Consider the following 25,726-nt stretch of genomic DNA (forward strand, 5'->3'; position numbering starts at 1 on the left):
TGGTCATCCGCATCGTCCCCGTCACCCCCATGTTCCGTTGGGCCGGTAGCCGTAGGCGATGAGATCCTCCAGGCAGGCGATGGGGGCGTGCGGGACGACCTGGCCGTCGGGCGCTTCGGCGAACACCTCGCTGGACAGCACGCGGCCGTCGACGCCGTTGACCTCGCGGACTGAGGTGACCGTGCGCTGGAGGCGGCCGCCGCTCTGGAAGTCGTTGCGCCGCTGGACGAAGACGACGAAGTTGACGGCGCCCGCCACCAGCATCTGGCTGGCCTCGATCGGCAGTCGCTCGGACGCCTGGAGGGCGTACGTGGAGATGCGGTTGAAGACCTCGTGCGAGCTGTTGGCGTGGATCGTGGAGAGCGAGCCGTCGTTGCCCTGCGACATCGCGTTCAGCATGGTGACGATCTCGTCGCCGAGCACCTCGCCGACGATGACGCGGGAGGGGTTCATGCGCAGCGAACGGCGGACCAGTTCCGCCATGCTGATCGCGCCCTGTCCCTCGGAGTTGGGCAGCCGCTCCTCGAACGCCACGACGTTGGGGTGGAGTTCGGGGAAGGTGTCGAGGCCCAGCTCCAGCGCGCGTTCCACCGTGATCAGGCGCTCGTGCGGCGGGATCTCGTTGGCGAGGGCGCGCAGCAGCGTCGTCTTTCCGGCGTTGGTGGCGCCCGCGATCATGATGTTCTTGCGGGCCCGGACCGCGCAGGCCAGGAAGTGGCCCAGCTCGGGGGTGAGGGTGCCGTTGCCGACCAGGTCGGAGATGAAGACCTTGCCCAGGCGGGCGCGGCGGATGGAGAGCGCCGGGCGCCGGGCGACGTCCATGACCGCCGACAGACGCGAGCCGTCGGGCAGCCTGAGGTCCAGCTGCGGGTTGGCGGAGTCGAAGGGGCGGGAGGACAGGCCCGAGTAGGCGCCGAGGATCTGGATCAGCTCGATGAGTTCCTCGTCGGTCTCGGCGACCGGCTCGCCGCGCACCTCGCGCCCGTCGGAGTAGCCGACGAAGACGTGGTCGCAGCCGTTGATGTCGATGTTCTCGACCTCGGGGTCGTCGAGCAGCGGCTGGAGCCGCCCGACGCCGAAGAGCGCGGCGTGCACGGCCGCCGCGTACGCCTCCTCCGTCTCCGCGTCCAGCGGCGTACGCCCGGCGTTGATCTCGGCGCGGGCGTACTCCTCGAGTATCTGCGCGATGACGGCGCGCGCGTAGTGCCGTTCGTCCTCGTTGGACATCGGCGTGACGCCGGCGACCTGGTCCTGGCGGCGCTGCTCGGCGATGCGGTCGCCGGCGTCCTGCCGGAACCGCTTGACCAACGAGTGGTCGACAGCGGTCATCGGCCCGCCCCCGCGTGGCCGGACCTGCCGGCCGGACCGGCATGGCCCGCGGCACCGGGACCGGCGTGGCCGGCCGGTCCTGTGGGCATCGACCAGGCGGCGCCGAACTGCTGGTACAGGTCCGAGGTGACCTTGCGGGCCGAGCGGATGAGGAGCGACTTCTCCAGGCGGCCGCGCCTGCGCCCGGCCAACTGCTCGGCCCCGGCGGGGTCGTCGGCGATCGTGCCGACCACGCGGGCGCCGGTCTGGGCGTGCACCAGCATGTCGTTGACCTGGCTGGAGAGCTTGCCGGCGCTGTTGGTGTCGGCGACGAGGACGACGCCGATCAGCGGCATGCCCAGGCTCGCGGCGCCGCGCGCTCCCCCGTGCAGCTTGTTGGACAGGGCGGCGGCGCGGTCCCGTACCCGGGCGATGGCCTCCGGCTCGGTGCGGGAGATCAGCAGCACCAGGGCGGCGTGCGGGAAGAGTTCCGTGGCCGGGGAGTCCCCGCTGACGCGGCCGCAGTCGGCGATGACGTCGGCGGGGGCGTTCGGGGAGTCGGCGAGGGAGGCGAAGGCCCGGCCGAGGGTGGGCCACAGCCCGGCGAGCCCGGCGGCCTGCTCGGAGATGCCGAGTCCGACGAGGACTTCGAGGCCGCCGCTGAGCGGCTGTACGTGGTCCCAGAGCTGGTCGGGCACGAGGCCGCGGCGCGCGGTGGCGGCGATCGACAGCATGCCGGTGTTCGGGTTCAGCGGACCGCCGTGCGCGGCGGCCGACCGGTACACCAGGTCGCCGCCCGCCGGGTCGGTCTCGGCGAGCAGGACACGGCGCGGCCAGACCGCCGCGAGGGCGACGGCCGCGGTGGTGACGCCGGGGGAACCCTTGTCGGCGGCGAGGGCGATGAGGGCCATGGCTTCTTCGGTCGCCTTCTAGTTGCCGGGGATCAGGACGATGGCGACCTCGCCGGCGGACGCGGCCTGTGCCAGCGCCGCGGCGTCGGCGGCGTCGACGGTCAGCGTGACGGGCAGGTTGGTGCTGGCGAGGCTGTCGCCGGAGGAGGCGTCGGCCGACTCGACCACCGCGCGCTCGACCAGCAGCGAGCTGTCGGCGCCACCGGCGGAACCGGAAGCCCCGTCCTGACCGCTGCCGCCGGAGGTCTTGCTGCCGACGCGGTATACGGCGACGTTGTCGCCCGCGTCCAGGCCCTTCGGGTACTGGCCCTCCTTGAGGGAGACGCCGACCGTGGCCTTGCCCTCCTCCATGCCGGACTTGTCGGCGAACATCTCGCCGACGACGACCGTACCCTTGTAGAGGGTGGACTTGGCCTGGAGCTTCTTCAGGCCCTCGCGCTGGGACCAGGCGACGAAGTTGGCGCCGGAGTCGTCGTTCACCATGACGGACTTGATGTTTTTGTCGGTGATGGACTCACCGGCCTTGATGTCGGCCGTCAACTGGATGGCCTCCACCCGGTCCCCGGCCCGCAGTACCAGCATCGTCGCGCCCAGCGCGCCCACCAGGATCAGCAGCACCGCCAGCGCGGCCAGCGCCGGTTTGCGCTCGCGAGGGGGGCTGGGAAGCCGGTCACCGACCGACGGCTGAACCGGAGCCGCGGAACGTCCCGCGCCCGCCCCCGTACGCTCCTGGATCTTCACGCAACCGCTCCCCGTACAACCAAGAAAATTGTCTGCCACGTACCCACTCGGACGCCGATCGTCCAAGTACGCAGAATCATCTGCAATTTCGGACACTTCGCCCGTGTCCGCCCGACCGATGGCGTCCCGGGGCATCCCCTGACGCACCCGCCCGACCTGGGCGAATAACCAGCAGTAAGGCGAGTGTCAAGCCATCGCACCGTATCAGCCGCACATAAGCCCCTCAAGGCATGCCCACCCCCTGCCCACCCACCCCGCCCACCGTTACCCATCTGCAACTTCGCACCCGTGCAACCCCGTTGAGCACGGCCCGCCGAGCGGCCTCTCCCACTGTGCTCGCGCGAATTCGGCACGGCCGGTCCCGGGCACCGTCCGCGTGCTGTTCGTCACGGAGCGCCCATGGGCCCTGCACGAATCACTCACGAGGGGCCCGACGGCCCGTGCCATGATCTTCGCTCGGATCAGTGACGGGGCGGCCACGGAGAGCTTGGGGGCACGGGGATGGACCTACTTCCGGTGAGCGGGACGGTGTTGCGGTCCGACACCCGGGTACGGGAGGCCGCGCGGGACATCGGCGCCCGGTACGGCGTCGACTACACGGACGACGCGGCCGTGACCACGCTGCTGGCGGAGGGGCGCAGGTCCCTGGAGGCGGAGCAGCGACAGCCGGCGGCCTGGTTCGGGATGCTCCTACTGGTGACGGGCTTGTTCCTGCCGTTCGGGCTTCGGATGTCTCCCGCGCCTAATGCCCACCTGTTCGCCGTACTGGGTGCCTCGGGCGGCATGACGGTCATCGGCGTGGCAGTACTCGTGCGTGTGCGAGCCCGGTGGAAGCGCGCCCTGACGCACGGTCCCCTGGTCGGCTACCGCGAGGTCCTCGGCGTCGCCCGCGCCCACGGCATCCCGCTGGCGCACATACCGCCGTGGCTGGAGGGCCGGACGACCAGTGGGGGCGGGAAGGGCGCGGCGCCGATCCCGACGTATCCGCCGGTGGAACCGGCGCCGGAAGCCCCTGCGGAGACAGCGGCGGCACCCTCGACCACCGTCCCCGTACCGGCACCCGTACCGCCGAAGCCCTGGGCCGTCTCGCACTACGAGCAGACGGTGGACGCGGGCGGCTGGCACGACGAGACGGGCTGCCTCCTGATCCTCGCCGGCGCGGGCGGCGTGACCTGGGCCGTCACCGTGGGCACCGCGGTCGGATACGCGGCCCTCCTCCTCGTTCCCCTGGCCATCTGGGTCTGGTTGGCGGGTCGTCGCCAGGGCCGCGAGAAGGAGGAGTTGCGCGAGGAGGCCCTGAAGTACATCAAGGCCCTGGAGACAGCCCAGGCCGCGGGCGCACGTGTACCGGAGCTGTCCCCGCAGCTGCGCAAGCTGGTCGACGGCGACTGACCCGTAACCCCCCACCATCGAACTACGGAGCAACGGAGTACCCGTGAACCGCCCCACATCGGCCGCCCTCGCCGCCCTGTCCCTGCTGTCCCTCACCGCACTGACCGCATGCGGCGGCGGTTCGGACTCGGACCCGGCGACCGGCAAACCGAAGGCGAGCACGTCGTCGTCCTCGTCGAAGGCCCCCTCCCCTGCGGAGCACCTGGCCACGACGATCGTCACGGAGGCCGACACCGACGGCTTCAAGGTGGACGAGCCGGACGACGCGTACGCCTTCGCCAAGTCGACCAACGAGGTGACGGTCGACAAGCCCGTCTGCGCACGTCTCGCCTACGCCATGAACCAACTCCCCCTCGGCACCCCCGAGGCCGACCTGACCCGGCTGACCTCGGGACCGACGGACGCGCCGACGAAGCTGACGAAGGGCGTCACCTTCACGTACGTCACGCTGGCGGCCTACGCCCCGGGGAAGGCGCGGCCCACCTTCGCCGACGCGCGGAAAGCCGTGGACGCGTGCGGGGACGGTTTCACGGCCAAGGCGAACGGCAACGAGAGCCCGTACGACTCCGTCACGGCGGAGAAGGTCACCCCGGCCGGTGACGAGTCGCTCGGCTTCACGTCCACGATGACCTTCCGCGGCGTCCAGCACGTCCTGCACGGCGAGGTCGTCCGCAGCGGCGACGTACTCGCCGTCTACTTCTCGGTCGACGGCATGGCCATCGCCAACGGCAGGCCGAGCGACGCGCGGCTTTCACCGACGGTGGTGGGGGCACAGAACGCGAAGCTCGGCTGAAGAAGGGCGGTTTCGCGGCAGCGAAGCCCTCAGTAGAGTGCCGCGGGCGAGGAACCCACGACCGGGGGACGGGGGCACGGGGAGTGCGAGTGGTGACCACACTCACGACGGCTGGGCGGGCGCCGGCCGACCACACCGCAAGCGGTGCGTTCCGCCTGCTGCTCGCCCTCTGCGGCCTCACCGCCCTGCTCCTCACCTCCGCGAACCTGGCAGCAGCCCCGGCGCGCGCCGCCGACGCGCCGGCGGCGAGCCGACCGTCCGGCCAGGCCACCTACCTGGCCGACCGCCTCCGCGAAAACCCGGTCCACGTCACGGACCAGCTCCCCCGCGAGATCCCGTGCTCCATGGCGCCGGACTTCGCCCGGCTCGCCGAACGCACCGGCGTACCGACGTACGTGCTCGTTCTGCCGGGCCAGAGCGGCTCCGGCGGGGAGCTGCTGACCGCGGTGCACGACCGGCTCGGGCGCGACGGGCTCTTCGTGCTCCTCGACGAATCCGGGGTGAGGGAGGCGGCCGCCTACGGCGTACGCGTCCCCGCGGAGGCCGCCCGGACGACCACCGTCTTCGAACTCCCCTACGACGCGGGCCCGCTGCGCAGCTTCGAACTCTTCGTGGACGTCGTGGCGCAGGGCACCGAGAAGGCCGAGGCGCGGGCGGACGCGGCCCGCGAGAAGCTCCGGGACGGCAGCGAGCCCAAGTCGATGTACATCGGCCCGTCCGACCGTCAGAACCAGTCCTTCGTCACGGGCATCGCGCTCACCGCCGTACCGCTGACGATCCTGCTGCTGACACCGTACGTACGGCGGGCACGGCGTCGCCTCCCGCGAGCGACCCCGACCCGCCCGAAGGCCGACCGCCGCCCGACCGCACCCCGCCCGAAGTGGCGGCGCCTGCTCGTCCCGGGCCTCGCCCTCGCCACCGCGGGCGCGATCGCCCTCACCGCTCCGCTCGTCTTCGACCAGACGAAGCGCGGCCCCGCTCCGCTGCCCACCAGCGGCGACATGACGGCTCGGGTCGAACGGGTCGCGAAGGGCCTGGCCCAGGACCCGGTCTACGTCGACCCGGAAAGCCCACGGATGCTGGACGAGGCCCAGCTCTCCCGACTGCACGACCGCATCGAGCGGTTCGGAGGCTCGGAGGGCGGCGGCCCGGTGTACGTCACCGTCGTGCCGCACCTGCCGGAGGACGAGTCAGCCGGTGACGAGGAGCTGTTCGCGGCCGCGGTACGGGCAAACCTCACCAAGGCGGGCAGAGGCGGCGAAGCGGACGGCGTGTACGTCGTCGCCGACCCGCTGGACGGCTACATCGACGTTTTCAACCACGGACTGCGCGTGGAGAGTCACCGCCTCCAGTTCGACCTCCCCGACTTCATCTCCTACGGAGACGACCGGGCGGACGAGGCCGACGACCACCTCCTGGGCGAGCGCCTCGACGCGCTGATGACGTACCTCGACAAGTCGCCGCGCACCGACGAGCCGACCACCTCCGGCGACCCGGCCCGCCCCCTCAGCCCAAAGGCGGAGAACAGCCTCCCGCCGCTGTTCGCCACCGACTTCTGGCCGGGCCTGTTCGTCGGCGCCGTCGCGGCGCTGCTGCTGCTCGGCCTGGTGGCGGTCGTCCTGGGGATCGTGGGGGCGGTGCTGCGCAGGCGCCGCCCGGCAGCGGTGCCGGTGGGGGCGTTGGATCCGTCGGCACCGAGCGAGCCGTCCACGGCGTATCTGCGCCGTACGGCCGGCACAGCACTCGATGCCGCGGCACAGGCCATCGAAGAGGCCGACCTCGGGAACGAGACGACGCTCGCCCTCGCCTGGGACCGTTTCGAGGCCGCCATGTTCCTCGTCGACGGCGACATCGACATCGAGCGCTCATCGGGCGCACCGGGTACCGACCCGGCGACCCTTCTGGCCGTCATCGTCCTCGCCCGCGCGTCCCGCAACGCCCTCGACGGCGACACCAACGACCGCTGCTGCGGCATCAACCCGCTCCACGGCCCCGCGGCCGGGCGCCGCCACGTACGGGTCTCCGCGGAGGGCAACCGCAGACGCATGCTGCCACTCTGCCCCCTCTGCCTGGACTCGGCCACCGCCGCCCCGCACGAACTGCGTGAGCGGATGCTGACGCTGCCGGGCCCGGCCGGCAGCCGGGTGCCGTACGACGAGCCGGACGGCAGTCCCCTGTCGGTGCTCCGCGACGGGATCTCCCGGCTCGTGTCCGCGGCCCGGGAGTCGTCGCCTGCGCGCTGAGATGGGCAGCAGGCTGGTGTCCCCGCCCCCGAGAGGAACAGACGAGAGCCGGCTACCGCCCGGAAGCAGCGCGGCGGCTCTTGCCCCTCCCCTTCTTGCGCAGCTTCCGCAGACGCTCCCGCTCCCGCGCACGGCGCTCTTCGAGGACGGCACGGCGCCGACGGTAGGCGAGCCATCCCACGACGGCCACGCAACCGACGTACACGAGGAGCGCGGGACCGGTGCCGGGGACGTACGAGCAATCCGGCTCGTAGGACCGGCAGTTCCTGCCCCGGAGCCCGCTGAGCAGGAAGAAGACCGGGGCGATGGCAGCGAAGCAGCACACCCCGCGGACCACCCCCCGCAGCATCCTGGACGCGCCCGCGCTACGACTCTCGAATCGCTCCGACAGAGCGCCACCCCAACCGAGCAGAGTGACCAGCCCCAGAACGCCCCCGACGCTCCAGGCTCCTCCGGGAAGCCCGTACAGCGCAGGCGCACCCTCACGGGCGGCCCAGCGCGCACCCCCGAAGCCGTGAAACACGACGACACCCGCGACGACGACGAACCCTACGATCACGGCCCCCGTCTCGCACACGAAACCGATCGCCGCGAGCCTGCTCTCGCTGCTCCTGCCCGCTCCCTCGCTCACGCATCGCCATACGCCCGATCCCACTTGCTCTGCCGTACTCCGCCCCACGCGCCCATCACGACGGCCGCCCCGAAGAGCGTCGCCAGGAGCACTCCGTCGGAGCCGGCGTGCCCGTCGTCGGGGCTCGCGACGCCTTCGGGGTCGTACCGCACGGGCAACTCGTCGCCCCTCGACGTCCAGTCACTGCATCCGTCGCTTTCCGAGAGCGAGGGCGAGATGTCTCGTCCGTCGACGGTGCGCAGTTCGCAGTGGTTGGTGCTGCTGTAGTCCGCACTGACGACCACCGCGTCGGCCGACACACCCCGGTCTGCGAGGGCGGCCGTGTCCCCGGCGGCCGTACCGAAAATCCCCAGGGCCGCTCCGGCGATCAGCGGCACGATCAACTGCCACGCCATCTTGCGCTTCTTGCGCGGCACGCGGCGCAGCAGGAGGAGCGGGACCAGGAGCGACGCCAGGGGAAAGATCAAAACGGCGAACAGGCCGCCCACTCCACGCACCATGGAGGGGAGCGGCACGACGGGCCCCAGCCAGGCCAACCCCAGCGACCCCCCGGCACACAGCAGGCTGAACGCCAGCCACCGCACCACATCGGATGCGGCCGCCCTATTTCGGGATATGACGTCCGCCACGTGACTCCGCCCCTCACTAGCCCCTCGCGTGTCCAGAGCACCGTAGCGATCCCCGGAGCAGTTCACTCTGGCGAAACCCGGAAGCACGCAGATACCGTCAGTAGCCTTGACCGCACTTCTGTCTCACGGGGAGTTCACTGTGAAGCGCCGCTCTTTGCCCGTTGCTGCCGCGCTCGCCGCCTCAGCCGCTCTGCTGCTGACGGCCTGCGGGGGCGGGGACGACAAGTCCAGCGACAACGACAAGATCGCGGGGGCCGATGTGTCCGCACCCGCGACGTCGGGCTCCCCAGACGCTTCGAGCGACACCACCGAACGGCCGACGATGGAGCTTCCGGACGACGTAACCGAAACGTTCGAGGGCTGGAAGAGCGGCGACGCCACGGAGGCTGCCGTCCTGACCGACGCAGGACACGCACAGACCGCGGTCACCTACGCGATCACTCAAGGCGACCCGGAGTCAGCGGCATTGAGCTTTTACCAGTCAGGAACGGCACTCGCCGGCAGCCGGGACTGGGTGAAGGGGATCATCGACGCGGGACTGACGTACTCCGGGGCTGTGCGCTATTACAACCCGGACATCAGCGTGTTCGACAAGAAGACCGCCGGGGTCTCGTACTGCGCTGACGAGAGCAAGGCCTACAACAAGAACAGGAAGACGCAGAAGGTCGACAAGGTTCCCGCCACCGACCAGTCCTACGTCTTGTACAGCACTCGCCTGCAGAAGAACGCCAAGGGCGTCTGGCAGACGACAAAGCTGGACTCGGAGCGGGGGAACAAGAAGTGCGTTCGGTGAAGTCGCGCCGCCGATTGCTTGCCACTAGCGCGGCTGCCGGAATCATTGCGCTGACACCAAGTACCGCACTCGCCTGGGGCACACCCGGCGAGTCGAACGGCCAGAAAACCGAAACCGGTGGTGGCGGCCACGGTGGCAGCATCACTTCACGTGTTACGTACCGCGGAGCCGTCGGGGGAAATGATGGCGGGGGCGGCACCGACAGGGTGCAGCCAGTCGGTGACTGGTCGCCGCCGGCCTGTTGGTACGAACCGCGCTCGGCCCAGGAGTTCTCGAAGTACGTCGAAGACACCTACAACGAGACGGTCAATGCCCCGGGCCAGCACGGCTACGCCAAGACCTCCGTCGGCCAGTTCCGGGACAGATACAAGGACGGGAAGTACCAGAACTACAACCTGGACGAGGCGGACAAGGGCAACTGGTGGGTCGCAGTCCAGGACGAGGACCGCTGGATGGAGCCGGAGGCACAGCTCTGCGACAAGGAGCCGTTTTGGGTGGAGAACGGCGAGGCCCCGGACGTCGAGAACGCGGTGACTCCCAAGATCCTCGCCGAACTCGCTTACAACCGGGTCAGCTTGCCGACGACCGAAGTGACGCTCGCGCCCCCTGCGGCCACCAAGGTCAATCTCCCGACCTGGGCCTGGCTCGATCGGGCGACGTTCAAGGAGGTCTCAGTCACCGCCGAGCTGAATGTGGGTGGCCTACACATCGCGGCTACGACGACCGCCAAGCCGAAGTCCTTGAAGCTCGAGCCGGGCACGGACGACGCTGAGACCTACCCCGCCTCCGGCGAGTGCGTCATCAACACCGACGATTCGATTGGCGAGCCCTATGCCAAGGGCAAAGCCGACCAGACGCCACCTTGCGGTATCAAGTACCTCCGTGCCTCCGGAGACGGCACCTTCAACCTCCAAGCCACCATCACCTGGGACATCGCCTGGACCGGCACCGGCGGAACCAGCGGCGATCTGCCCGACGGCACCTTCGGCAACGACCAGGCCGTCACTGTCCAGGAGATCCAGTCCATCAACCGCTGAACAGCACCCGATCCGCCAGGGACCGGTCGGCCGTACCGCATGCACGCATAACAGCTGAATTTCCCTAGTTTCTGTAGTAATTCGCTCTGGCGAAACCGGGAAGCATGCAGATACCGTCAGTAACCTCGACCGCACTTCTGTCACACAGGGAGTCCACTGTGAAGCGCCGCTCTTTGCCCGTTGCTGCCGCGCTCGCCGCCTCAGCCGCTCTGCTACTGACGGCCTGCGGGGGCGGGGACGACAAGTCCAGCGACAACGACAAGATCGCGGGGGCCGACCAGGGAACGGAGACTCCGAAGGAGTCGACGAAGCCCTCGGCGGCACCGGCGGAGGACAGGCCGGACGGCGTGGACCTGTCCCTTCCGAAGGACATGAACCTCGTCTTCGACTGGGACAAGCCGAAGGACGAGAACGAAGCGGCCGCGATGGAGGATGCGGCGAACTACATCCGCGCGATCTATCGCGGTGTCGACAAGCGCACGGCCAAGGACGCCGCTGTGGCTGCATACGCCACCGGCGACGGGCTGCACTACGCCGAGACGCAGATCAACAGCCGCATCGACGGCGGATGGACCTCGACCGGCACCCGACGTCACTACGACGTCTCCACTCGCTCTGCCTCCAACGGCAACTCGGTGGAGGTCGCCTTCTGCGTAGACTCCAGCAAGTTCTACGGGAAAGAGGTCAAGACCGGGAAGGTCCTCAAGAGCGCGCCCAGCATCGCCGACTTCGACCACTTCGAAATCATCATGGTCAAGTACCCCACGGCCGAACACCTCTGGCAGGCATCCAAGGTGTTCGTCGAGACGAAGGCGAAGCAGTGCCAGTGAAGGGGGCAATGCGTACGACACTGGGCGCCGGCACAGCAGCATTGATGCTGGCCTTCGGCACTGCCGTACTCGGTGCGCCAGTCCACGCCGCGGAACCGACCGGGAATGACCAGGGCGCCGGCACCAAGGAGGCTGGGGGCCGCAAGGGTTCCAACATCTACGCCGCCGTCCGCATCCAGTACTCCGGATCCGTCGCCCCGAACGGCGGCACCGGAAACGTGACGTCCGCCGACGTCAACTGGTCTCCCCCACCGTGCTGGTACGCCCCCTACCTCGGCGCCAAGGACTTCAAGAAGAAGATGTCCGCCGAGATAGAGGAGGCCGCGAGCGCGCCCGGGATGACAGGGACCCCCGCCGCAGCGATCGGCGAGACGAAGCGTCATTACGAGGACGAGTACGGCTGGACCGACACCCCCGGTTACAAGGACTACAACGTCGCCAAGGACGGCGAGGGCATGTTCTGGGCCGGCGTCGAGAATCCCAACGAGCCAGACTACCTGAAGCGCAACTCGTGCACAGACCTCCCGTTCTGGGTCGACAACGGCGAGGCCCCGCCGCCCCAGTACGAGGAGGCCATCACTCCGGAGATACTCGCCGCCCTCGCGTACCAGCACATGGAGTTGCCCGGCACCGAGGTCACCCTCGCCCCCGCCGGGACCACGAAGGTGAACCTGCCGACCTGGGCCTGGCTCGACAAGGCCGACTTCCACGAGGTCCAGGCCACGGCGGCCATCGAGGCCCCCGGCTTCGCCCTCACGGCCACGACCACCGCGAAACCGGTCTCGCTCAAGCTGGAACCGGGCACCCCGGATGCCGAGACGTACCCGGCGTCCGGCGAGTGCACGATCAACGACGACGGTTCCATCGGCGAGCCCTACGCCAAGGGCAAGGCCGACCGGACGCCACCCTGCGGCATCAAGTACCTCCGCTCGTCCGGAGACGGCACCTTCAACCTCCAAGCCACCATCACCTGGGACATCGCCTGGACCGGCACCGGCGGCACGGGCGGCGACCTGCCCGACGGCACCTTCGAGAACGCCCAGGCGGTCACGGTCCAGGAGATCCAGGCGGTCAACCGCTGATGAGATCGGCAGGGCTCGCGTAGATCGCGAAGACGCGACTAGGAGCTGTCTCCTTGGTGCTCAGTGACGGGACGGTGCCGGTCGGGTGCCGGACCTGACGCATCCGCCCCATGAGGTCCGCTCACTGCATGCCTCCCCCACAAGGTTGGTGGCACCACCTCTACGATCGACCGGCCGCAGAACGGCAACAGGGGGAGGGCGTGATGCCCGGTCAGGTCGCCGCAGTGAGCCGCAACGAGGTGTACTCATTCAGCAAGCCCAATCGCGATGCCATCACGTTGCTCACGGGGCTCGGAGTGGAAGGAGACGTTCACGCAGGTGAGGCGATCCGCCACCAGTTCCGCATGACCTACGAGCCGGACCTGCCCAACCTGCGCCAGGCCCACCTGATGCACGAGGAACTCTTCGACGAACTCGCACTCAAGGGCTTCAAGGTCTCCGCGGGCCATCTCGGCGAGAACATCAACGACTTTCGCAAGGGACTGCTCGGTGAGGTCTTCGCCATGGACCCCGCGTCCGGCGAGTTCACCTTCAAGTCTGGCGTCATGGCTGTGGTCCGCCGTGGCGGGACCGTCCGCCCCGACGATTCCGCCCGAGTCGAACTCCCGCCCCTCCCTCACCGCCCGCTGGAACGGGTCTAGGTTCTTGTTCCGTGGTCATCGGCGTGCCCAGATGAGGATGGCGGCGAGGTGGAGTGCGGCCTGGTAGGCGATCGCGAGCTTGTCCGTTTGCGTGGCCAGGCCTCGCCACTGGTGACCGGTACCACCGTGGCGGGCCCAAGCGGTGAGCCAATCTGGTAGTACAGATCCGCCGACCTTCTGGCTCCTCCCAGAACAAGAGCAGGGCGACCTTCAGTGGTCGTATGTGCTGTGCGTCGATGGGCCCTTTGGGGTCGGATTATCCCCCCGGGACCCAGCGCAGGGATTGGGCCATGGCCTCACAGAGACCGCCCAAGGGGCCCTCAGTGCCACTCAGCGGCATTGAAAAGGCCAGGTGCAAGTAGCCAGCGTCGCCAGGCATCCGAACGTGGTAATCCAGTGATGTCGCCGTACGGCTGCGTATCGTCCGCCCCGCTGGCAGTTCGATGACATCCACGTCGGCATCGGCGTTGTGGCCCGAACTTTCGGGCCCGTTCAGTGCCTCGGCGAACGCCTCCGGCGTCGGAGCAAGGCCGCGAGGCATCGGTGGCCACGAGATCAGCAGAGAGGCCGGTGCGGGAGCCCTTCCCTCCAGTGATTCCGTGCGGAGGAAGAACTCCAACGCACCGCGCGACAGGCTGTTCTCGACCGTGTTCCGCAAGGTCACCCAAACACTGCGGGAGATGTCCCCGGAACTCCGACTCCCTGCAAACTCCTTGTCAACGTAGGTCTTCAACTGACCACGCCAGCGGTCCTGCATGAGGTCGACCCGGAACCAGTCACGCGGGACCAAGATGCGGTAGTCCGCAGGCGGAAGCTCCGGTGCGGACGTCGTCACGCTGCCGCCACGGAGGTGATGAGCGGTGTTCCGTCAGCGTGGAACAAACGGATGCTACTGACAGTGTTGCCGAACATCGTCGAGAACGTTTCCCATCCCGCCATGGTGGGAGTCGACATCTCCATCACGAGAGAGGTGCCGTTCGGAAGCGGCACGTAGACGCGTATGTACCAGGTTTCGAACATGAGCTCCTCGCCCGTGTCCGTGAGCTCACCGATCAGTTTGTCGTCGCGACTGCCGATGTACGACACGGCTGATCCACACGGCAGCTCGATCTCGGACACCTCTGCGTCGCCGAGCTTGTCCAGGTGTTCGGCAATCGCTTTCACCGCGTCACCCACGCCCCCGGCGTCCGGGCTGTCTACCAGCGTGGCGAACACCGTGGCGGTGCAGAGGGTGTCGTCGACCGCCGTGACGCAGAGGCCGGCGTACTGGGCACCGGCTGCCAGAAGGTCGTCCACGCCCAGCGCGCACGTGACCGCGAGTGCTGTCTGAGCCTCGTCGCCGGCACCCGGAAGTGCCTTCTCCGCGAGTTCGCCCAGCAGGCGGACGGCCTCATCGTCGTCTGTCTCCTGGACCGGGATGTCGTGGAAGATCTCCGGCATCACCCAGCGCACCTGGATGTCGTCGGAGTGAAGCAGGGGCGGGGCCGGGTGGGTGGGGATCAGCTTGGCGAGTTCGGACCGGCTCGTCACGGGGACTCTTCCCTTTCGGGTATGGGGCGTTCGGGTGCGTCGGGGAAGAACTTCCTTGAGGTCGCATACATGCCGTAATAGGGGTACATGCTCGGGATGTCAGCGCCACCCTTGCGGGCGATACCAACGATCTTCCGATACAGGCGAGCGCGGCAGCGTACGTTCCGCACAACGGGGTCGAGGAGGCTGCGCCGCCGGACCAGGACGACCGCAAGAATCGCAGCGCAGACGATGAGGGCGTCCACGGCGATGAAGGCGATCTGGAACTGGCGTGACTTCTGGGATGCGACGAGGTCCCAGAAAGGCCAGGCCCCCACACCGAAGACAAGCAATGGCAGGACGAGCAGACATCCGAGGAGGCTCCCCTTCTCCGTGTCCTCACGCCGTTGGAAAAGCATCCAGTGCACAGCGCTGTCATCGAGGAAATCGAAGCGCACCTCTTGTCCGAAACGCTCGGCGGCGGCCTTGGCCTCCGGAACGGCAGCCACGACCGACGACGGAACCATGGTGTGGACGGCGCCCTGGTCATCGACGAACGTTCCGGGCTCCATGGCGTGGTAGTCGCTCACGAGGTCATCTCCTTACCCAGTGGGGGCCAGTGCGGTGTGGAATGCCGTCGACCGCGGCTTCGGGCTTGGCTGTGGCGATGGCGACGGTGTGGGCCGAGGTCCTTGGCTTGATGTCTTGCCCTCACCTGACGAGTCACCGAGATCTTCGAACCGGTTCTTCAACTTCACTACGCCGCGTACACCCAAATTGACCAGCGATGCACCCTTGACGTAGCGCGTAAGAACTTCCGGGTTGAATCCACCCGCTGGCAGCTTGATCTTGGTTATGTCCTTACTCTTCAGGAACTTCGAGGCCCAAACCACACCCTTGTTGAAGTTCTTCACCGCGAAACCATTAGTAAACCCGGACCAGATGGCGTTCCTTGCAGCGAGTAGGCGTGCCCCCTTTGCCGCTGCCGTGAGGCCTTTGAGCGCCCCGAGCCCGGGAATAATACCCAAGACATCGAGCCCCATCTTCAGCAAGTCGAGTTTTCCACCCCGAGCGAAGTAGTCGTAAAGACGCCCCGACAAGGCGGTGGCACTCAACGCCCCGGCCGCGACAACGAGGAACACCGCTAGGGTGCCGCCAGAGAGAACAATCGCAGCGACCAACGCCGCCACAGCCAAGAATGTCGCCGCAGCGGAGAACCAGTCAGCGTGATCCGCGATCCAGTTCATAAATCCTCCGGGGTCCTTGACCCCGTCGTGGTGGATCACGTTCTTGATCTTCCGGGCGGCATGGCGTGCTGCATCATCACGGATGATCTTCGCCCGCATGATCTTTTTTTCGCCTTCGAGCATGAGTTGCGCGGCATCGTCGCTCTTCTTCTGATGCTTGCTGTGCTGTGCCGCGTCATCACCCGTCAGCACTTTGCCTTTCAACGGGTCCAGGATCTTGTGGGCGGCCTTGTAATCGACCTCGGCATCGCGATACTCCTGCAACCCCTTGTCCGCCAACCGCTGCGCCCGGTGCAGTTCGCTGGCGTACTCGGACGATTCCCCGTCCCCCTCCTGGACCTTGGTACCCATCGCGGTCGCCGCTTCGTCGTAGCGGTCGTAGGCGTCCTTGAGACGACTCGCCGTGTCACCGGCAATCTCGTGGAATGCGCGGCCGGCGTCACTGTCCCAACCTTCGACTGATGCCAGCGCCTTGATGTTCCGCGCCTGCTTGTCGATCTCGTCGGCCATGCCGCGCAACTCTTTGCCGAGCCGTGCCACCTCGTACGGGTCACCAGGCACTGGGTCGGAGTCGTATATCGGTGACCAGTCCTTCGGACGGGCTGTCACTACTTACTTCCCCTTCTTCCCACTCTTCTTGGCTTCCCTAAGTGCGTTCGCCAGCTCGTGATCGATTTCTTCGTACGACTTGGCCGCATTACCGGTGTACTTGGCGAGATTCTCGATGTCCTCCATTAGTTTCTTGCGATTTTTCTTCCAAGTGTCGGAGAAGTCGCTGAATATGTCGCGCAACTTGTCACTGCCCAGCGCGTCACCGTACCCGTCGGCCGGGTTGCCGTTGTCCTTGAATTCGCGGTGCATGCGGTACAGGGACTTCGAGCATTCCTTGATCACGTCAAGGTCGAGCCGAGTTCTGTCTGCCATCCGTTCAGACTTTCTTCCTCAGGCACCACCTCATCCGGACGCGGCTGGACACGGGTACGTGCCGCCTCGCGCCCGGACAAAGTGACGACATCGACATCAGCTCTTGGTGCTCTTCGCCAGCTGTTCGTCCAGGTCCTCGTACGCCTTCTTGGCATTGGTGAGGAACTTGGACAGGCCCTCCAGGCCCTTGATGGTCTTGGCCGCGCCCTTGGTGAAGTCCTTGATGGACTCGTCGTAGGCACCGGAAGCCTTCTGCGTGGTGAAGCCGTTGGCAACGAGCTCCTCCACACCCTTCTCGATGGCCTTCAACATGTCCTCCATGTCGCCCATCGCCTTGATGAGGTCGGTGGCCTTCTTCTCCATCTCGGCGTAAGTAAGGTCTGTGTCCTTCGCCATGACAGCTCTCCCTCCCATCGCCTCAGGGCCTTCCCCCGTGGCGTGACTGACGCGGACGCCCCTCATCCACAGGCCGTCCGCATGAGCAAAGATCCTAGGGGTGAGGCACTTGTGGCGACAGGGACACCAGACGGCACAAGCGTGAACCGGTGCACATATCGGCCAGTGAAGGCGGCCTCGGTCCAGTGAGGTGGAGGGTCGTGTGGCCCGGCCCCGGCGGCGCTCCGCAGTCCTTCGCCGACGGCTACGCCCTCGACCACGATGCCGACGTCGTCGGCTCTTTCACCGGAGATCAGCCCCAGTGCAGCGTCCCCGCCACGGTGTCGAAAAGCGCCACCATCTGGTCCGCAAGCTGGTCGACGGGCGTCGAGAAGTTCAGCAGCAGCCAGCGCGTGGTGGCGGGGATCGGTACGTAGTAGGTCAAGGTCGTGGTCGGCAGGGTGTTACCCAACTGCCGTGCGGGGTCGGGTGCCTCGCGGCGGCGGTGCCGTACGGCCCGGCCGGCGGCGGCCAGTTCCACCACGCTGATCTCTTCGTCGCCGCGCCGGTCGGCCACATGCTCGGCCAGCGCTGCGGCGTCCGAGGTCTCGGGCCACTCTCCGGGGCCAGGAACACTGATGAGGAGCGAGGACGACAAGGGCACGGGGCCGACGGTCATCGTGGAGAGGTAGAGCTCCGTGCCACCGACCCGGTAGGCGTCCTTCGCCTTCCGCTGGAGGTCCTGCATGAACTGCTTCTTGAGGTGCGGAGCGTTGTCCTGGCCGCGGAACGTCAGCTCGGCGAGTGCCACGATGCCGCGGTCACGTTCCTCCGGCTCGAGTGCGAGCTGGAACCAGCCGTCCGGGACGACGACGTTGTAGTCCGTGGGCGCTGAGGAGAACTGGTCGGCCGTCTTCATGCCGTGCCTCCGTCCGCGGACGCCCGGGCGCCTCCCGTCGGGAGCGGAGTGATCCGCATGGTCCGCACCGCTTCGTCGGCCAGCTCGGTGATCTGCTCTGTGAGAGCGATCTTCTCCCAGGTCACCGTGACGACGACGAGACTCTCCATGCCGGGTGGGAAGACGGCGTACTTGATGAACTCGGTCAGCTTGCGGCCGAAGCCGAGCATCCGCTTGACCTTGAGCATCGACTGGATCCGCACGGCAGGTCCCGCGGCCAACTCGAGGTGCGTGATCTGGGGCGTGCCCGTGACCTCCGCGTTCCCCCACTGCAGAAGCAGCGGGACGACCTCTTCCGGGCCGGGGCGGGGTACGCCCTCGTCTCCGTACGAGTCGACCGTGAGGTTGGCCAGGGCCTCCCCCGCCTCGGAGTAGTACGCCGCCGCGAGTGTGGGCACGTCGTCGTTGAGGTCCACGGCTCGCTCGACCATGTCATCGAAGACCGCGCTCTTCTCGATCTCGAGACCGAGCGGATTGAGCCGGTTCACGACCTCCGTGGCCAGCGCCTTGGCCTCGGCCCTGGTCCCCTCGCGCAGCGTGAGGTCGATCCAGCCGGGCTGGAACTCGAAGGTGCACTCGAAGGTCTCATCCAGCGGAGCGGGGTCGTCCGATGCGGTCATGCTCGGTCCTTTCATACGGGTACGGACGGGGCTCAGCCGATTCCGACCATCTTCTGGAGGTTTCCGTCCAGGCTCAGCCCGCCCAGCGTAATACCGGCCCCGACGACCGACAGACGGCTGGCCGTCTTGGAGATCTGGTTGACGGCGTTGGCATCGAATTGGCCGCCCAAGGCGGCGGTCCCCATCTTGACCGACTTCAGGTCGGAGGCGACACCGGGGTCAGCCATGGAGAAGGATCTGGGGAGTCCCTTGAGGGCGCTTCCCTCACCACGCAGGCTCAACTCGTTCTTGGCTGCGTTCCAGTTTCCGCTGCCCGGCTTCAATGTCTTCAGGTTCTTCGCCCATGCCGCCTTGGAGAAGGGCTCCGTGAAAGGTTCCTTGAGTGACTTCAGGACGTCGCCCTTCCCGAGCTTGACGTCCTTGTAGGCCGCCCGGCGGAGATTCTTGTTGGCCCGGCTCACCTGACGCGCGGTGCGCGCTGCTCCGGCCTTGCCGAGCCGCCCCAGCGTCCCCTTCGCGAACTTCCCCGCGATCTTGGAGAAGCCCTTGCCCACGCCCATCATGAGGAAGCCGAGGGCCGCCATGCCCACGTCCATCCAGTCGGCGTTGCCCTGAGCGACCTGAACAAGTGTGGCGACGAAATTGATGAGCGTCGCGATCATTGCTATCGCGCCCAGCACTCCGGCCAGAGCCTGCCCGATCACCGGGATCCAGCCCACGAGCAACGACAAGATCCCACACACCGTGGCGACCCATGAGGTGATGGTCGCGATGTCGTCGACCAGGGACTCCCAGAACCCGTCCTTGAGGGAGTCGTGGTTGATGATCGCGTCTATGGACTCCCGGGCACGCCTGGCGGCCTCGTCGCGGATCCGCTTCGCGTCGTTGATCTTCTCGCGCGCTGCGTCGATCTCGTCGCCGGCTGCTTTCCTCTTCGCCTCGAGGTCCTTGCGGTCCTTGTCGGCAGCGTCTTTGCTCCGGTCCTTGCCCGAGAGGTTGTCGAGGCTCTTCTGGGACGCGCTCTTCCGCTCGTCCGCGTCCTTCGCTTCCTTGAGCGCGGCGTCGGCGATCTCCTGGGCCCGGTTGAGGTCGGAGGCGTAGTTCCGCGGACGGGCCGCCACCTTCTCCTGGTGTCCGCCGCTCACTTCCTCGACCCGCGTACCGATCGCCGTGGCAGCGGTGTCGTATCTCTTGAAAGCCGCCTCAAGCTTCTTGACGTTGCCCGAGGCTTTTTCGCGGAATTCCTTGCCGGCCTTGCTATCCCAGGCGTCCAGCTCCGCGACGGCCTTCAGGTTGCGGACCTGCCGTTCGAGCTCGTCCGCCGTCTTGCGCAGTTGTTTGCCCAGGGACGCCATGCGGTCCGCGTCGCCGGGAATGGGGTCGCTGTCCGCAACCGGATGCCAGTCGCGCGGCCTCCCTGCCATCGTCAGTTCCCCTTCTTCGGGTCCTGGGCATCGCGCAGCGCCTGAGCCAGTTGGTGGTCGATGTCCTCGTACGCCTTGCCGGCGGCCTTGGCGATCTGGGCCAACGCGTCGACTTCCTCGGTCAGCCTCTTGCGGCTGAGCTCCCAATTGCCGGCGAAGTCCTCGAAAGTGTCGGCCAGATCACCGTTCCCGAAGTCGTCCTCGTACTTGCCGCCCAGGTCTTCCAGGCCGTCGAACGCCTTCTTGATATTGCCGAGCCCTTTACCCATCTCTTTGATCACTTCAAGATCGAGCCGCTGATCACTTCCGCCGGCCACGGCGCCCCCTCATGCCCATCTGCCAGCTCCGCTGGCATCCGTCACAACAGCCCGGTGCGGCAGGAGCTCGCGCCCTGCCGCACCGGGCTGTGTCGCGTGCGCGCCGGCTCAGCCCTTGGCGCTCTTCGCCAGCTGCTCGTCCAGGTCCTCGTACGCCTTCTTGGCGTTGGTGAGGAACTTGGACAGGCCCTCCAGGCCCTTGATGGTCTTGGCCGCGCCCTTGGTGAAGTCCTTGATGGACTCGTCGTAGGCACCGGAAGCCTTCTGCGTGGTGAAGCCGTTGGCAACGAGCTCCTCCACACCCTTCTCGATGGCCTTCAACATGTCCTCCATGTCGCCCATCGCCTTGATGAGGTCGGTGGCCTTCTTCTCCATCTCGGCGTAAGTAAGGTCTGTGTCCTTCGCCATGACAGCTCTCCCTCCCATCGCCTCAGGGCCTTCCCCCGTGGCGTGACTGACGCGGACGCCCCTCGTCCACAGGCCGTCCGCATGAGCAAAGATCCTACGGGTGGGGCACTTGTGGCGACAGGGATACCCGGCAGCACAAGCGTGAGCCGGTGCACATCCCGGCCCGCGAGGCCCTCTGCATCCCGTTGCACGGGGGCAAGGTGCGGCGGCTAAGGTCGCTTCACTGTGTTCAGCGTTCCGGGGGCGGCCTCAGCCCAGCGAGGAGGACGAACGTGCGCCTGAGTCTGACCGTCGTCGACCCGATCGGCGGAACCAGCGCCGATGTGGTGCTCGACGCCGATCCGGAGTCGTCGGTCGGCGACATCACTCGGGAGCTGGCACGCCACGCCGGTGTCGCCGGCGGTGCGGACATCATCCCCATCGGCGGGCGTCCCGGCTCCGGCGGCGTACCTCAGGCCTTCGTCGACGGCTACGCCCTCGATCCCGAGGCCAACATCGTCGGTTCGCCGCTGCGCGAGGGTGTCGTCGTCAGCCTGCACGATCCGGCCGGCTGTGTTCCGGGGGAGCCCGCCGGGGTGGTGGAATTCCGGGTGGCCGGCGGGCCCGCGGCCGGGGCCGTGCACCGGCTGGGCGTCGGCCGGTACGACATCGGCAGCGGACCCGCCGCACACATCCGCGTCGACGACCCCGAACTTGCCGCACGCGCCGCCACTTTGTCCATCGCCATGGACGGCACCTGCCGCGTCACCCTGCACGGCATCGAGAAGAAGGACACCGGGGACGAGGAGAAGGGGAAGGGCAAAGGGAAGGAGGAGGGCGGCGACGGCGACCGTCCCCGGCTCGACGGCGAAGACTTCGACGGTGGTACCTGGCCCCTCGGCTCCCAACTCGCCCTCGCCAACACGCTCCTGGAGATAGACAGCTACTCCCCTCCCAACGCCGCCCTGAAATGGTCGGAGGACGGAGCCGGGCTCGACTACAACCGGCCGCCGCGTCTGCGCCCGGCGGAGCGCGAGACCCACTTCCGGCTGCCTTCTCCGCCCAGGGAGTACGAAGCCCGGCCGCTGCCCTGGCTGATGGCGGTGTTCCCGCTGGTCGGCGCGGTCGTGTCCGTCATGATCTTCGGGCGTTGGTACTACCTGATCATGGCTCTGCTGAGCCCGCTGATGCTCTTCGGCAACTATTTCGTGGACAAGAAGCACGGCCGCAAGTCCCATGCGCAGCAGGTCAAGGAGTACAAGGAGACCAAGGAGCGGATCGAGAAGGACGCCCAGGAGGCGCTGCGGCTGGAGCGGCTCGAGCGACGCGGCACCGTTCCCGATCCCGCCTCCGTGCTCGCCTTCGGCACCGGTCCCCGTACCCGGTTGTGGGAGAGGCGCCGCACGGACGCCGACCATCTGCTCCTTCGGGTCGGCACCGGCCGCGTGCCGTCCGAAGTCGTCCTCGACGATCCGGAGCAGGACGAGCACAAGCGCCAGGTCACCTGGTACATCGAGGACTCGCCCGTCGCGCTGCCTCTGAGGGACCTGGGCGTCATCGGTATCGCGGGACCGGGCGACTCGGCGCAGGCACTCGCGAGATGGACCGTGGCGCAGACCGCGGTGCTGCACAGCCCGATGGACGTCCAGTTCTACGTGCTCACCGAGAACCAGGCACAGCCGCGCTGGGACTGGGTCCGCTGGCTTCCGCACTCCCGCCCCGCGAGCGGCCAGGACGTCAACGTGCTGGTGGGGACGGATTCCGAGACCGTCAGTGCCCGGGTCGGTGAACTGACGCAGTTGCTCGACGCCCGGCAGAAGGCCTTGCAGGAGAACAACCGCAGTGGCGCCGGTCCCGCCTTCTCCGACCCGGACATCGTCGTCGTATGGGACGGGTCGCGTCGGCTGAGGTCGCTGCCGGGCGTGGTCCGGCTGCTGCGGGAGGGGCCGGCGGTCGCCATGTACGCGATCTGCCTGGACGAGGAGGAGCGCTTCCTGCCCGGCGAGTGTCAGGCCTTCGTCGTCGCCGAGCCGCTGCGCCACGGCGAGACCGTCACCGCTCAGCCCGGCACACCCCCTCAGGCCGCCGCCGGCGGCTTCCCCTCCTTCCACGCCTGGCACCAAGGCGCACACCAGACCGAGCAGGCCGCCGAGCGGGCACCCGAACTGCGGCTGCGCGTCGAGCAGACCGGCGCCCGGCGCCGGTCCGGTGTACGGCCCGACTTCGTCTCCCCCGCCTGGTGCGCCCGGCTGTCCCGGGCCCTGTCACCCCTGCGCGACATCAGTGGCGAGACCGAGGACTCCGCGCTGCCGTCCTCGAGCCGGCTCCTCGACGTGCTCCAGCTGGAGCCCCCGACGCGCGACGACGTCGCCGCGCGCTGGCGCATGGGCGGTCAGTCCACCATGGCGGTCATCGGCGAGTCGTACGACGGTCCCTTCGGCATCGACATCCGGCGCGACGGCCCGCACGGACTCATCGCCGGTACGACCGGTTCGGGCAAGTCGGAGCTGCTCCAGACCATCGTGGCCGCGCTCGCCGTCGCCAACACGCCCGAGAACATGACGTTCGTCCTCGTCGACTACAAGGGCGGGTCCGCCTTCAAGGACTGCGTCAAGCTCCCGCACACCGTCGGCATGGTGACCGACCTCGACGCGCACCTCGTCGAACGCGCCCTGGAATCGCTGGGCGCGGAGCTGAAGCGGCGCGAGCACATCCTCGCCGCCGCCGACGCCAAGGACATCGAGGACTACCAGGACCTGTCGCGCCGGGACCCGTCCCACGCGCCCGTGCCCCGACTGCTCATCGTCATCGACGAGTTCGCGTCCATGGTGCGCGACCTGCCCGACTTCGTGACGGGTCTCGTCAACATCGCCCAGCGAGGCCGCTCCCTCGGCATCCACCTCCTGCTGGCCACACAGCGGCCCAGTGGTGTCGTGTCGCCCGAGATCCGCGCCAACACCAACCTCCGGATCGCCCTGCGCGTGACCGACGCCGGTGAGTCGACCGATGTCATCGACGCCCCCGATGCCGGTCACATCGCCAAGAGCACCCCGGGCCGGGCGTACGTCCGGCTCGGCCACGCCTCCCTCATCCCCTTCCAGTCCGGCCGCGTCGGTGGCCGCCGCCCGGGTGCCGCCGATCCGGCGGCGCTCGCCCCGTGGGCCGGTCAGCTCTCCTGGCAGGAACTGGGACGGGCCACTCTCGCCAAGCCCAGGTCCGAGGCGCGGGAGGACGACGAGATCACCGACCTCAAGGTCCTGGTGGACGCCATCCGGGAGGCCAACGACGCCATCGGCATTCCCGCCCAGCACTCTCCGTGGCTGCCCGCCCTGGACGAGTCCCTGCTGTTGGACGACATTCCGGCGGTGCGCAGCCAAGGGGCGCTGCCGGCGGCTCCGTACGGCATCGCGGACCTGCCGGCCGAGCAGGCCCGCCGCCCGGTGGTCGTCGACTTCGCCTCCTTCGGGCACCTGCTCATCGCGGGTGGCCCGCGCAGCGGCCGCTCGCAGGTGCTGCGTACCGTCGCGGGCTCCCTGGCCCGCACCCTGTCGAGCGCCGACGTCCATCTGTACGGCATCGACTGCGGCAACGGCGCCCTGAACGCGCTGACCCGGCTGCCGCATTGCGGGGCGGTGGTCAGCCGTAATCAGCAGGAGCGGGTCATCCGGCTCTTCAACCGGCTCACCGGCGAACTCACCCGGCGACAGGACCTGCTGGCGGAGAAGGGTTACGCCGACATCGGGGAGCAGCGGGCCGCCGCGGCCGAGGACGAGCGACTGCCCCACATCGTGGTGCTCCTCGACCGCTGGGAGGGCTGGCTGCCCACGCTCGGCGAGTACAACCACGGCGACCTCACCGACCAGGTGATGGCGATGATGCGCGAGGGCGCGAGCATCGGCCTGCACTTGGTGATCACCGGTGACCGTCAGCTGCTGACGGGGCGTATCTCCTCCCTCACCGAGGACAAGTACGGTCTGCGCCTCGCGGACCGCGGCGACTTCTCGTTGCTGGACATCAACGCGCGCAAGATCCCCGAGGAGATCCCGCCCGGCCGCGGCTTCGCGAGCGGGTCGGCGATCGAGACCCAGTTCGCCCTCCTCGCCGAGGACACCACCGGTCAGGGGCAGGCGTCCGCGCTCGCCGCGATCGGAGAGGCAGCGACCGCCCGGGACGCCGGGCTGCCGCGCTCCCGCCGCCCGTTCCGCGTCGACGTCCTGCCCAGCCGGATCTCCTTCGCCGACGCCTGGGCCATGCGCGACCCGGTGGCGAGCGCCTCCCCACTGTGGGCCATGGTGGGCGTCGGCGGCGACGAACTCACCGCCTTCGGGCCCGACCTCGCCCAGGGCGTCCCGGCGTTCGTGATCGGCGGGCCCGCGAAGTCCGGGCGCAGCACGGTGCTGCTGAACGTCGCGCGCTCCTGCCTCGCCCAGGGCGTACGGCTGATTCTGGCGGCGCCCCGCCCGTCGCCGCTGCGCGAACTGGAGGGGACGGACGGCGTCCTGAAGGTCTTCACCGGCCGGGACATCGACGAGGACGAGATGGAGGAGCTCATCGAGTCGGCCAGTCCCGAGCGGCCGATCGTCGTCCTGGTCGACGACGCCGAGGTACACGACGACTGCGATGCCGAGGACATCTTCAAGCGCATCGTCGAGCGCGGTGTGGAGGAGGGTCTGGCCGTCGTCATCGCCGGTGACGAGGAGGAGATCTGCGACGGCTTCTCCGGTTGGCAGGTCGACATGAAGAAGGCCCGCCGCGGCATCCTGCTGTCTCCGCAGGACAGCTCCGCGGGAGAGCTGATCGGCATCCGCACCAACCGGAGCATGGTCGGCGGCCAGATCACGCCCGGCAAGGGCATGCTGCACCTCGGCAGCGGGGAGCACCTGACGGTCACCACGCCGATGTGACGGACCCCGGACGCCCGGACAGGGCGACGG

The 25,726-nt window shown here is 68.1% G+C and carries 24 protein-coding genes and 1 pseudogene; 9 read left to right on the forward strand and 16 right to left on the reverse strand.

Annotation, left to right across the window (positions count from 1 at the left end; translation table 11 throughout):
* Positions 1-21: 21 nt before the first annotated feature.
* The 3 genes from ACIRGB_RS32540 to ACIRGB_RS32550 are packed head-to-tail and all read right to left on the reverse strand — an operon-like array spanning position 22 to position 2,960.
* On the reverse strand, positions 22-1,329 hold the full coding sequence (locus tag ACIRGB_RS32540; protein ID WP_403872496.1) for a CpaF family protein: 1,308 nt from the start codon (positions 1,327-1,329) through the stop codon (positions 22-24).
* Complete coding sequence (locus ACIRGB_RS32545) at positions 1,326-2,219, reverse strand: hypothetical protein (RefSeq protein WP_403872498.1); 894 nt, start codon at positions 2,217-2,219, stop codon at positions 1,326-1,328. The genes ACIRGB_RS32540 and ACIRGB_RS32545 overlap by 4 nt, the downstream gene beginning before the upstream one ends.
* A gap of 18 nt (positions 2,220-2,237) precedes the next feature.
* Positions 2,238-2,960: a hypothetical protein gene (locus ACIRGB_RS32550; protein WP_403872500.1), complete on the reverse strand. Its 723-nt coding sequence runs from the start codon at positions 2,958-2,960 to the stop codon at positions 2,238-2,240.
* A 516-nt stretch (positions 2,961-3,476) separates the two neighbouring features.
* Between ACIRGB_RS32550 and ACIRGB_RS32555 the strand changes: the two genes are divergently transcribed.
* The 3 genes from ACIRGB_RS32555 (at position 3,477) to ACIRGB_RS32565 (ending at position 7,388) form a co-directional block, all read left to right on the forward strand.
* Positions 3,477-4,352, forward strand: a complete 876-nt coding sequence (locus ACIRGB_RS32555; RefSeq protein WP_403872502.1) for a hypothetical protein — start codon at positions 3,477-3,479, stop codon at positions 4,350-4,352.
* 43 nt (positions 4,353-4,395) lie between these two features.
* Complete coding sequence (locus ACIRGB_RS32560) at positions 4,396-5,145, forward strand: hypothetical protein (protein WP_403872504.1); 750 nt, start codon at positions 4,396-4,398, stop codon at positions 5,143-5,145.
* Positions 5,146-5,237: 92 nt separating this feature from the next.
* Entirely contained in the window at positions 5,238-7,388 is a 2,151-nt protein-coding gene (locus tag ACIRGB_RS32565; protein WP_403872505.1) for a hypothetical protein, read from the forward strand.
* A gap of 52 nt (positions 7,389-7,440) precedes the next feature.
* Here ACIRGB_RS32565 and ACIRGB_RS32570 read toward each other — a convergent pair whose 3' ends face one another.
* A complete protein-coding gene (locus ACIRGB_RS32570; RefSeq protein WP_403872507.1) occupies positions 7,441-7,725 on the reverse strand; it encodes a hypothetical protein in 285 nt (94 codons plus the stop codon).
* A 290-nt stretch (positions 7,726-8,015) separates the two neighbouring features.
* Positions 8,016-8,507 carry a hypothetical protein gene (locus tag ACIRGB_RS32575; RefSeq protein WP_403872509.1) on the reverse strand — a complete coding sequence of 164 codons (492 nt, stop codon included), beginning with the start codon at positions 8,505-8,507 and terminating at the stop codon, positions 8,016-8,018.
* A 247-nt stretch (positions 8,508-8,754) separates the two neighbouring features.
* Between ACIRGB_RS32575 and ACIRGB_RS32580 the strand changes: the two genes are divergently transcribed.
* From ACIRGB_RS32580 to ACIRGB_RS32600, 5 genes are all read left to right on the forward strand, one after another.
* Positions 8,755-9,441, forward strand: a complete 687-nt coding sequence (locus tag ACIRGB_RS32580) for a hypothetical protein (RefSeq protein ID WP_403872511.1) — start codon at positions 8,755-8,757, stop codon at positions 9,439-9,441.
* Positions 9,429-10,478, forward strand: a complete 1,050-nt coding sequence (locus ACIRGB_RS32585) for a hypothetical protein (protein WP_403872513.1) — start codon at positions 9,429-9,431, stop codon at positions 10,476-10,478. The genes ACIRGB_RS32580 and ACIRGB_RS32585 overlap by 13 nt, the downstream gene beginning before the upstream one ends.
* A 158-nt stretch (positions 10,479-10,636) precedes the next feature.
* Positions 10,637-11,308 carry a hypothetical protein gene (locus ACIRGB_RS32590; RefSeq protein ID WP_403872515.1) on the forward strand — a complete coding sequence of 224 codons (672 nt, stop codon included), beginning with the start codon at positions 10,637-10,639 and terminating at the stop codon, positions 11,306-11,308.
* Between the two features lie 8 nt (positions 11,309-11,316).
* On the forward strand, positions 11,317-12,390 hold the full coding sequence (locus ACIRGB_RS32595) for a hypothetical protein (protein ID WP_403872517.1): 1,074 nt from the start codon (positions 11,317-11,319) through the stop codon (positions 12,388-12,390).
* 203 nt (positions 12,391-12,593) lie between these two features.
* Positions 12,594-13,031, forward strand: coding sequence for an MOSC domain-containing protein (locus ACIRGB_RS32600; RefSeq protein ID WP_403872518.1), 438 nt, complete (start codon positions 12,594-12,596; stop codon positions 13,029-13,031).
* A gap of 15 nt (positions 13,032-13,046) precedes the next feature.
* Here the strand turns inward: ACIRGB_RS32600 and ACIRGB_RS32605 are convergent.
* The 11 genes and pseudogenes from ACIRGB_RS32605 to ACIRGB_RS32655 form a co-directional block, all read right to left on the reverse strand.
* Positions 13,047-13,142 (reverse strand): annotated as a pseudogene (locus ACIRGB_RS32605) (IS5/IS1182 family transposase); the annotation flags it as partial.
* A gap of 720 nt (positions 13,143-13,862) precedes the next feature.
* Positions 13,863-14,561 (reverse strand): hypothetical protein, encoded by a 699-nt coding sequence (locus ACIRGB_RS32610; RefSeq protein ID WP_403872520.1) that lies wholly within the window; start codon positions 14,559-14,561, stop codon positions 13,863-13,865.
* Positions 14,558-15,130 (reverse strand): hypothetical protein, encoded by a 573-nt coding sequence (locus tag ACIRGB_RS32615; protein ID WP_403872522.1) that lies wholly within the window; start codon positions 15,128-15,130, stop codon positions 14,558-14,560. The genes ACIRGB_RS32610 and ACIRGB_RS32615 overlap by 4 nt, the downstream gene beginning before the upstream one ends.
* Positions 15,131-15,142: 12 nt before the next feature.
* Complete coding sequence (locus ACIRGB_RS32620) at positions 15,143-16,396, reverse strand: putative T7SS-secreted protein (RefSeq protein ID WP_403872524.1); 1,254 nt, start codon at positions 16,394-16,396, stop codon at positions 15,143-15,145.
* A gap of 3 nt (positions 16,397-16,399) precedes the next feature.
* Positions 16,400-16,711, reverse strand: coding sequence for a hypothetical protein (locus ACIRGB_RS32625; RefSeq protein ID WP_403872526.1), 312 nt, complete (start codon positions 16,709-16,711; stop codon positions 16,400-16,402).
* A 96-nt stretch (positions 16,712-16,807) separates the two neighbouring features.
* On the reverse strand, positions 16,808-17,107 hold the full coding sequence (locus ACIRGB_RS32630) for a WXG100 family type VII secretion target (RefSeq protein ID WP_403872528.1): 300 nt from the start codon (positions 17,105-17,107) through the stop codon (positions 16,808-16,810).
* A gap of 292 nt (positions 17,108-17,399) precedes the next feature.
* The gene (locus ACIRGB_RS32635) at positions 17,400-18,005 is read right to left on the reverse strand and encodes a hypothetical protein (RefSeq protein ID WP_403872530.1); all 606 of its coding nucleotides are present in this window, start codon (positions 18,003-18,005) and stop codon (positions 17,400-17,402) included.
* The gene (locus ACIRGB_RS32640) at positions 18,002-18,664 is read right to left on the reverse strand and encodes a hypothetical protein (RefSeq protein ID WP_403872532.1); all 663 of its coding nucleotides are present in this window, start codon (positions 18,662-18,664) and stop codon (positions 18,002-18,004) included. The genes ACIRGB_RS32635 and ACIRGB_RS32640 overlap by 4 nt, the downstream gene beginning before the upstream one ends.
* Positions 18,665-18,696: 32 nt before the next feature.
* Entirely contained in the window at positions 18,697-20,088 is a 1,392-nt protein-coding gene (locus tag ACIRGB_RS32645; RefSeq protein WP_403872534.1) for a hypothetical protein, read from the reverse strand.
* 2 nt (positions 20,089-20,090) lie between these two features.
* Positions 20,091-20,405 carry a hypothetical protein gene (locus ACIRGB_RS32650; protein WP_157901369.1) on the reverse strand — a complete coding sequence of 105 codons (315 nt, stop codon included), beginning with the start codon at positions 20,403-20,405 and terminating at the stop codon, positions 20,091-20,093.
* A 108-nt stretch (positions 20,406-20,513) separates the two neighbouring features.
* Positions 20,514-20,813, reverse strand: a complete 300-nt coding sequence (locus ACIRGB_RS32655; RefSeq protein ID WP_063895730.1) for a WXG100 family type VII secretion target — start codon at positions 20,811-20,813, stop codon at positions 20,514-20,516.
* A gap of 272 nt (positions 20,814-21,085) precedes the next feature.
* Between ACIRGB_RS32655 and ACIRGB_RS32660 the strand changes: the two genes are divergently transcribed.
* Entirely contained in the window at positions 21,086-25,696 is a 4,611-nt protein-coding gene (locus ACIRGB_RS32660) for an FtsK/SpoIIIE domain-containing protein (RefSeq protein ID WP_403872536.1), read from the forward strand.
* Positions 25,697-25,726: the final 30 nt, after the last annotated feature.

Source organism: Streptomyces sp. NPDC102490 (assembly GCF_044765285.1).
Classification (GTDB): domain Bacteria; phylum Actinomycetota; class Actinomycetes; order Streptomycetales; family Streptomycetaceae; genus Streptomyces.

Bases quoted from the DNA above. Each gene is read 5' to 3' on its own strand.
- ACIRGB_RS32540 (WP_403872496.1), bottom strand. From the start codon at position 1,329: ATGACCGCTGTCGACCACTCGTTGGTCAAGCGGTTCCGGCAGGACGCC.
- ACIRGB_RS32545 (WP_403872498.1), bottom strand. From the start codon at position 2,219: ATGGCCCTCATCGCCCTCGCCGCCGACAAGGGTTCCCCCGGCGTCACC.
- ACIRGB_RS32595 (WP_403872517.1), top strand. From the start codon at position 11,317: ATGCGTACGACACTGGGCGCCGGCACAGCAGCATTGATGCTGGCCTTC.
- ACIRGB_RS32600 (WP_403872518.1), top strand. From the start codon at position 12,594: ATGCCCGGTCAGGTCGCCGCAGTGAGCCGCAACGAGGTGTACTCATTC.
- ACIRGB_RS32625 (WP_403872526.1), bottom strand. From the start codon at position 16,711: ATGGCAGACAGAACTCGGCTCGACCTTGACGTGATCAAGGAATGCTCG.
- ACIRGB_RS32630 (WP_403872528.1), bottom strand. From the start codon at position 17,107: ATGGCGAAGGACACAGACCTTACTTACGCCGAGATGGAGAAGAAGGCC.
- ACIRGB_RS32635 (WP_403872530.1), bottom strand. From the start codon at position 18,005: ATGAAGACGGCCGACCAGTTCTCCTCAGCGCCCACGGACTACAACGTC.
- ACIRGB_RS32640 (WP_403872532.1), bottom strand. From the start codon at position 18,664: ATGACCGCATCGGACGACCCCGCTCCGCTGGATGAGACCTTCGAGTGC.
- ACIRGB_RS32645 (WP_403872534.1), bottom strand. From the start codon at position 20,088: ATGGCAGGGAGGCCGCGCGACTGGCATCCGGTTGCGGACAGCGACCCC.
- ACIRGB_RS32655 (WP_063895730.1), bottom strand. From the start codon at position 20,813: ATGGCGAAGGACACAGACCTTACTTACGCCGAGATGGAGAAGAAGGCC.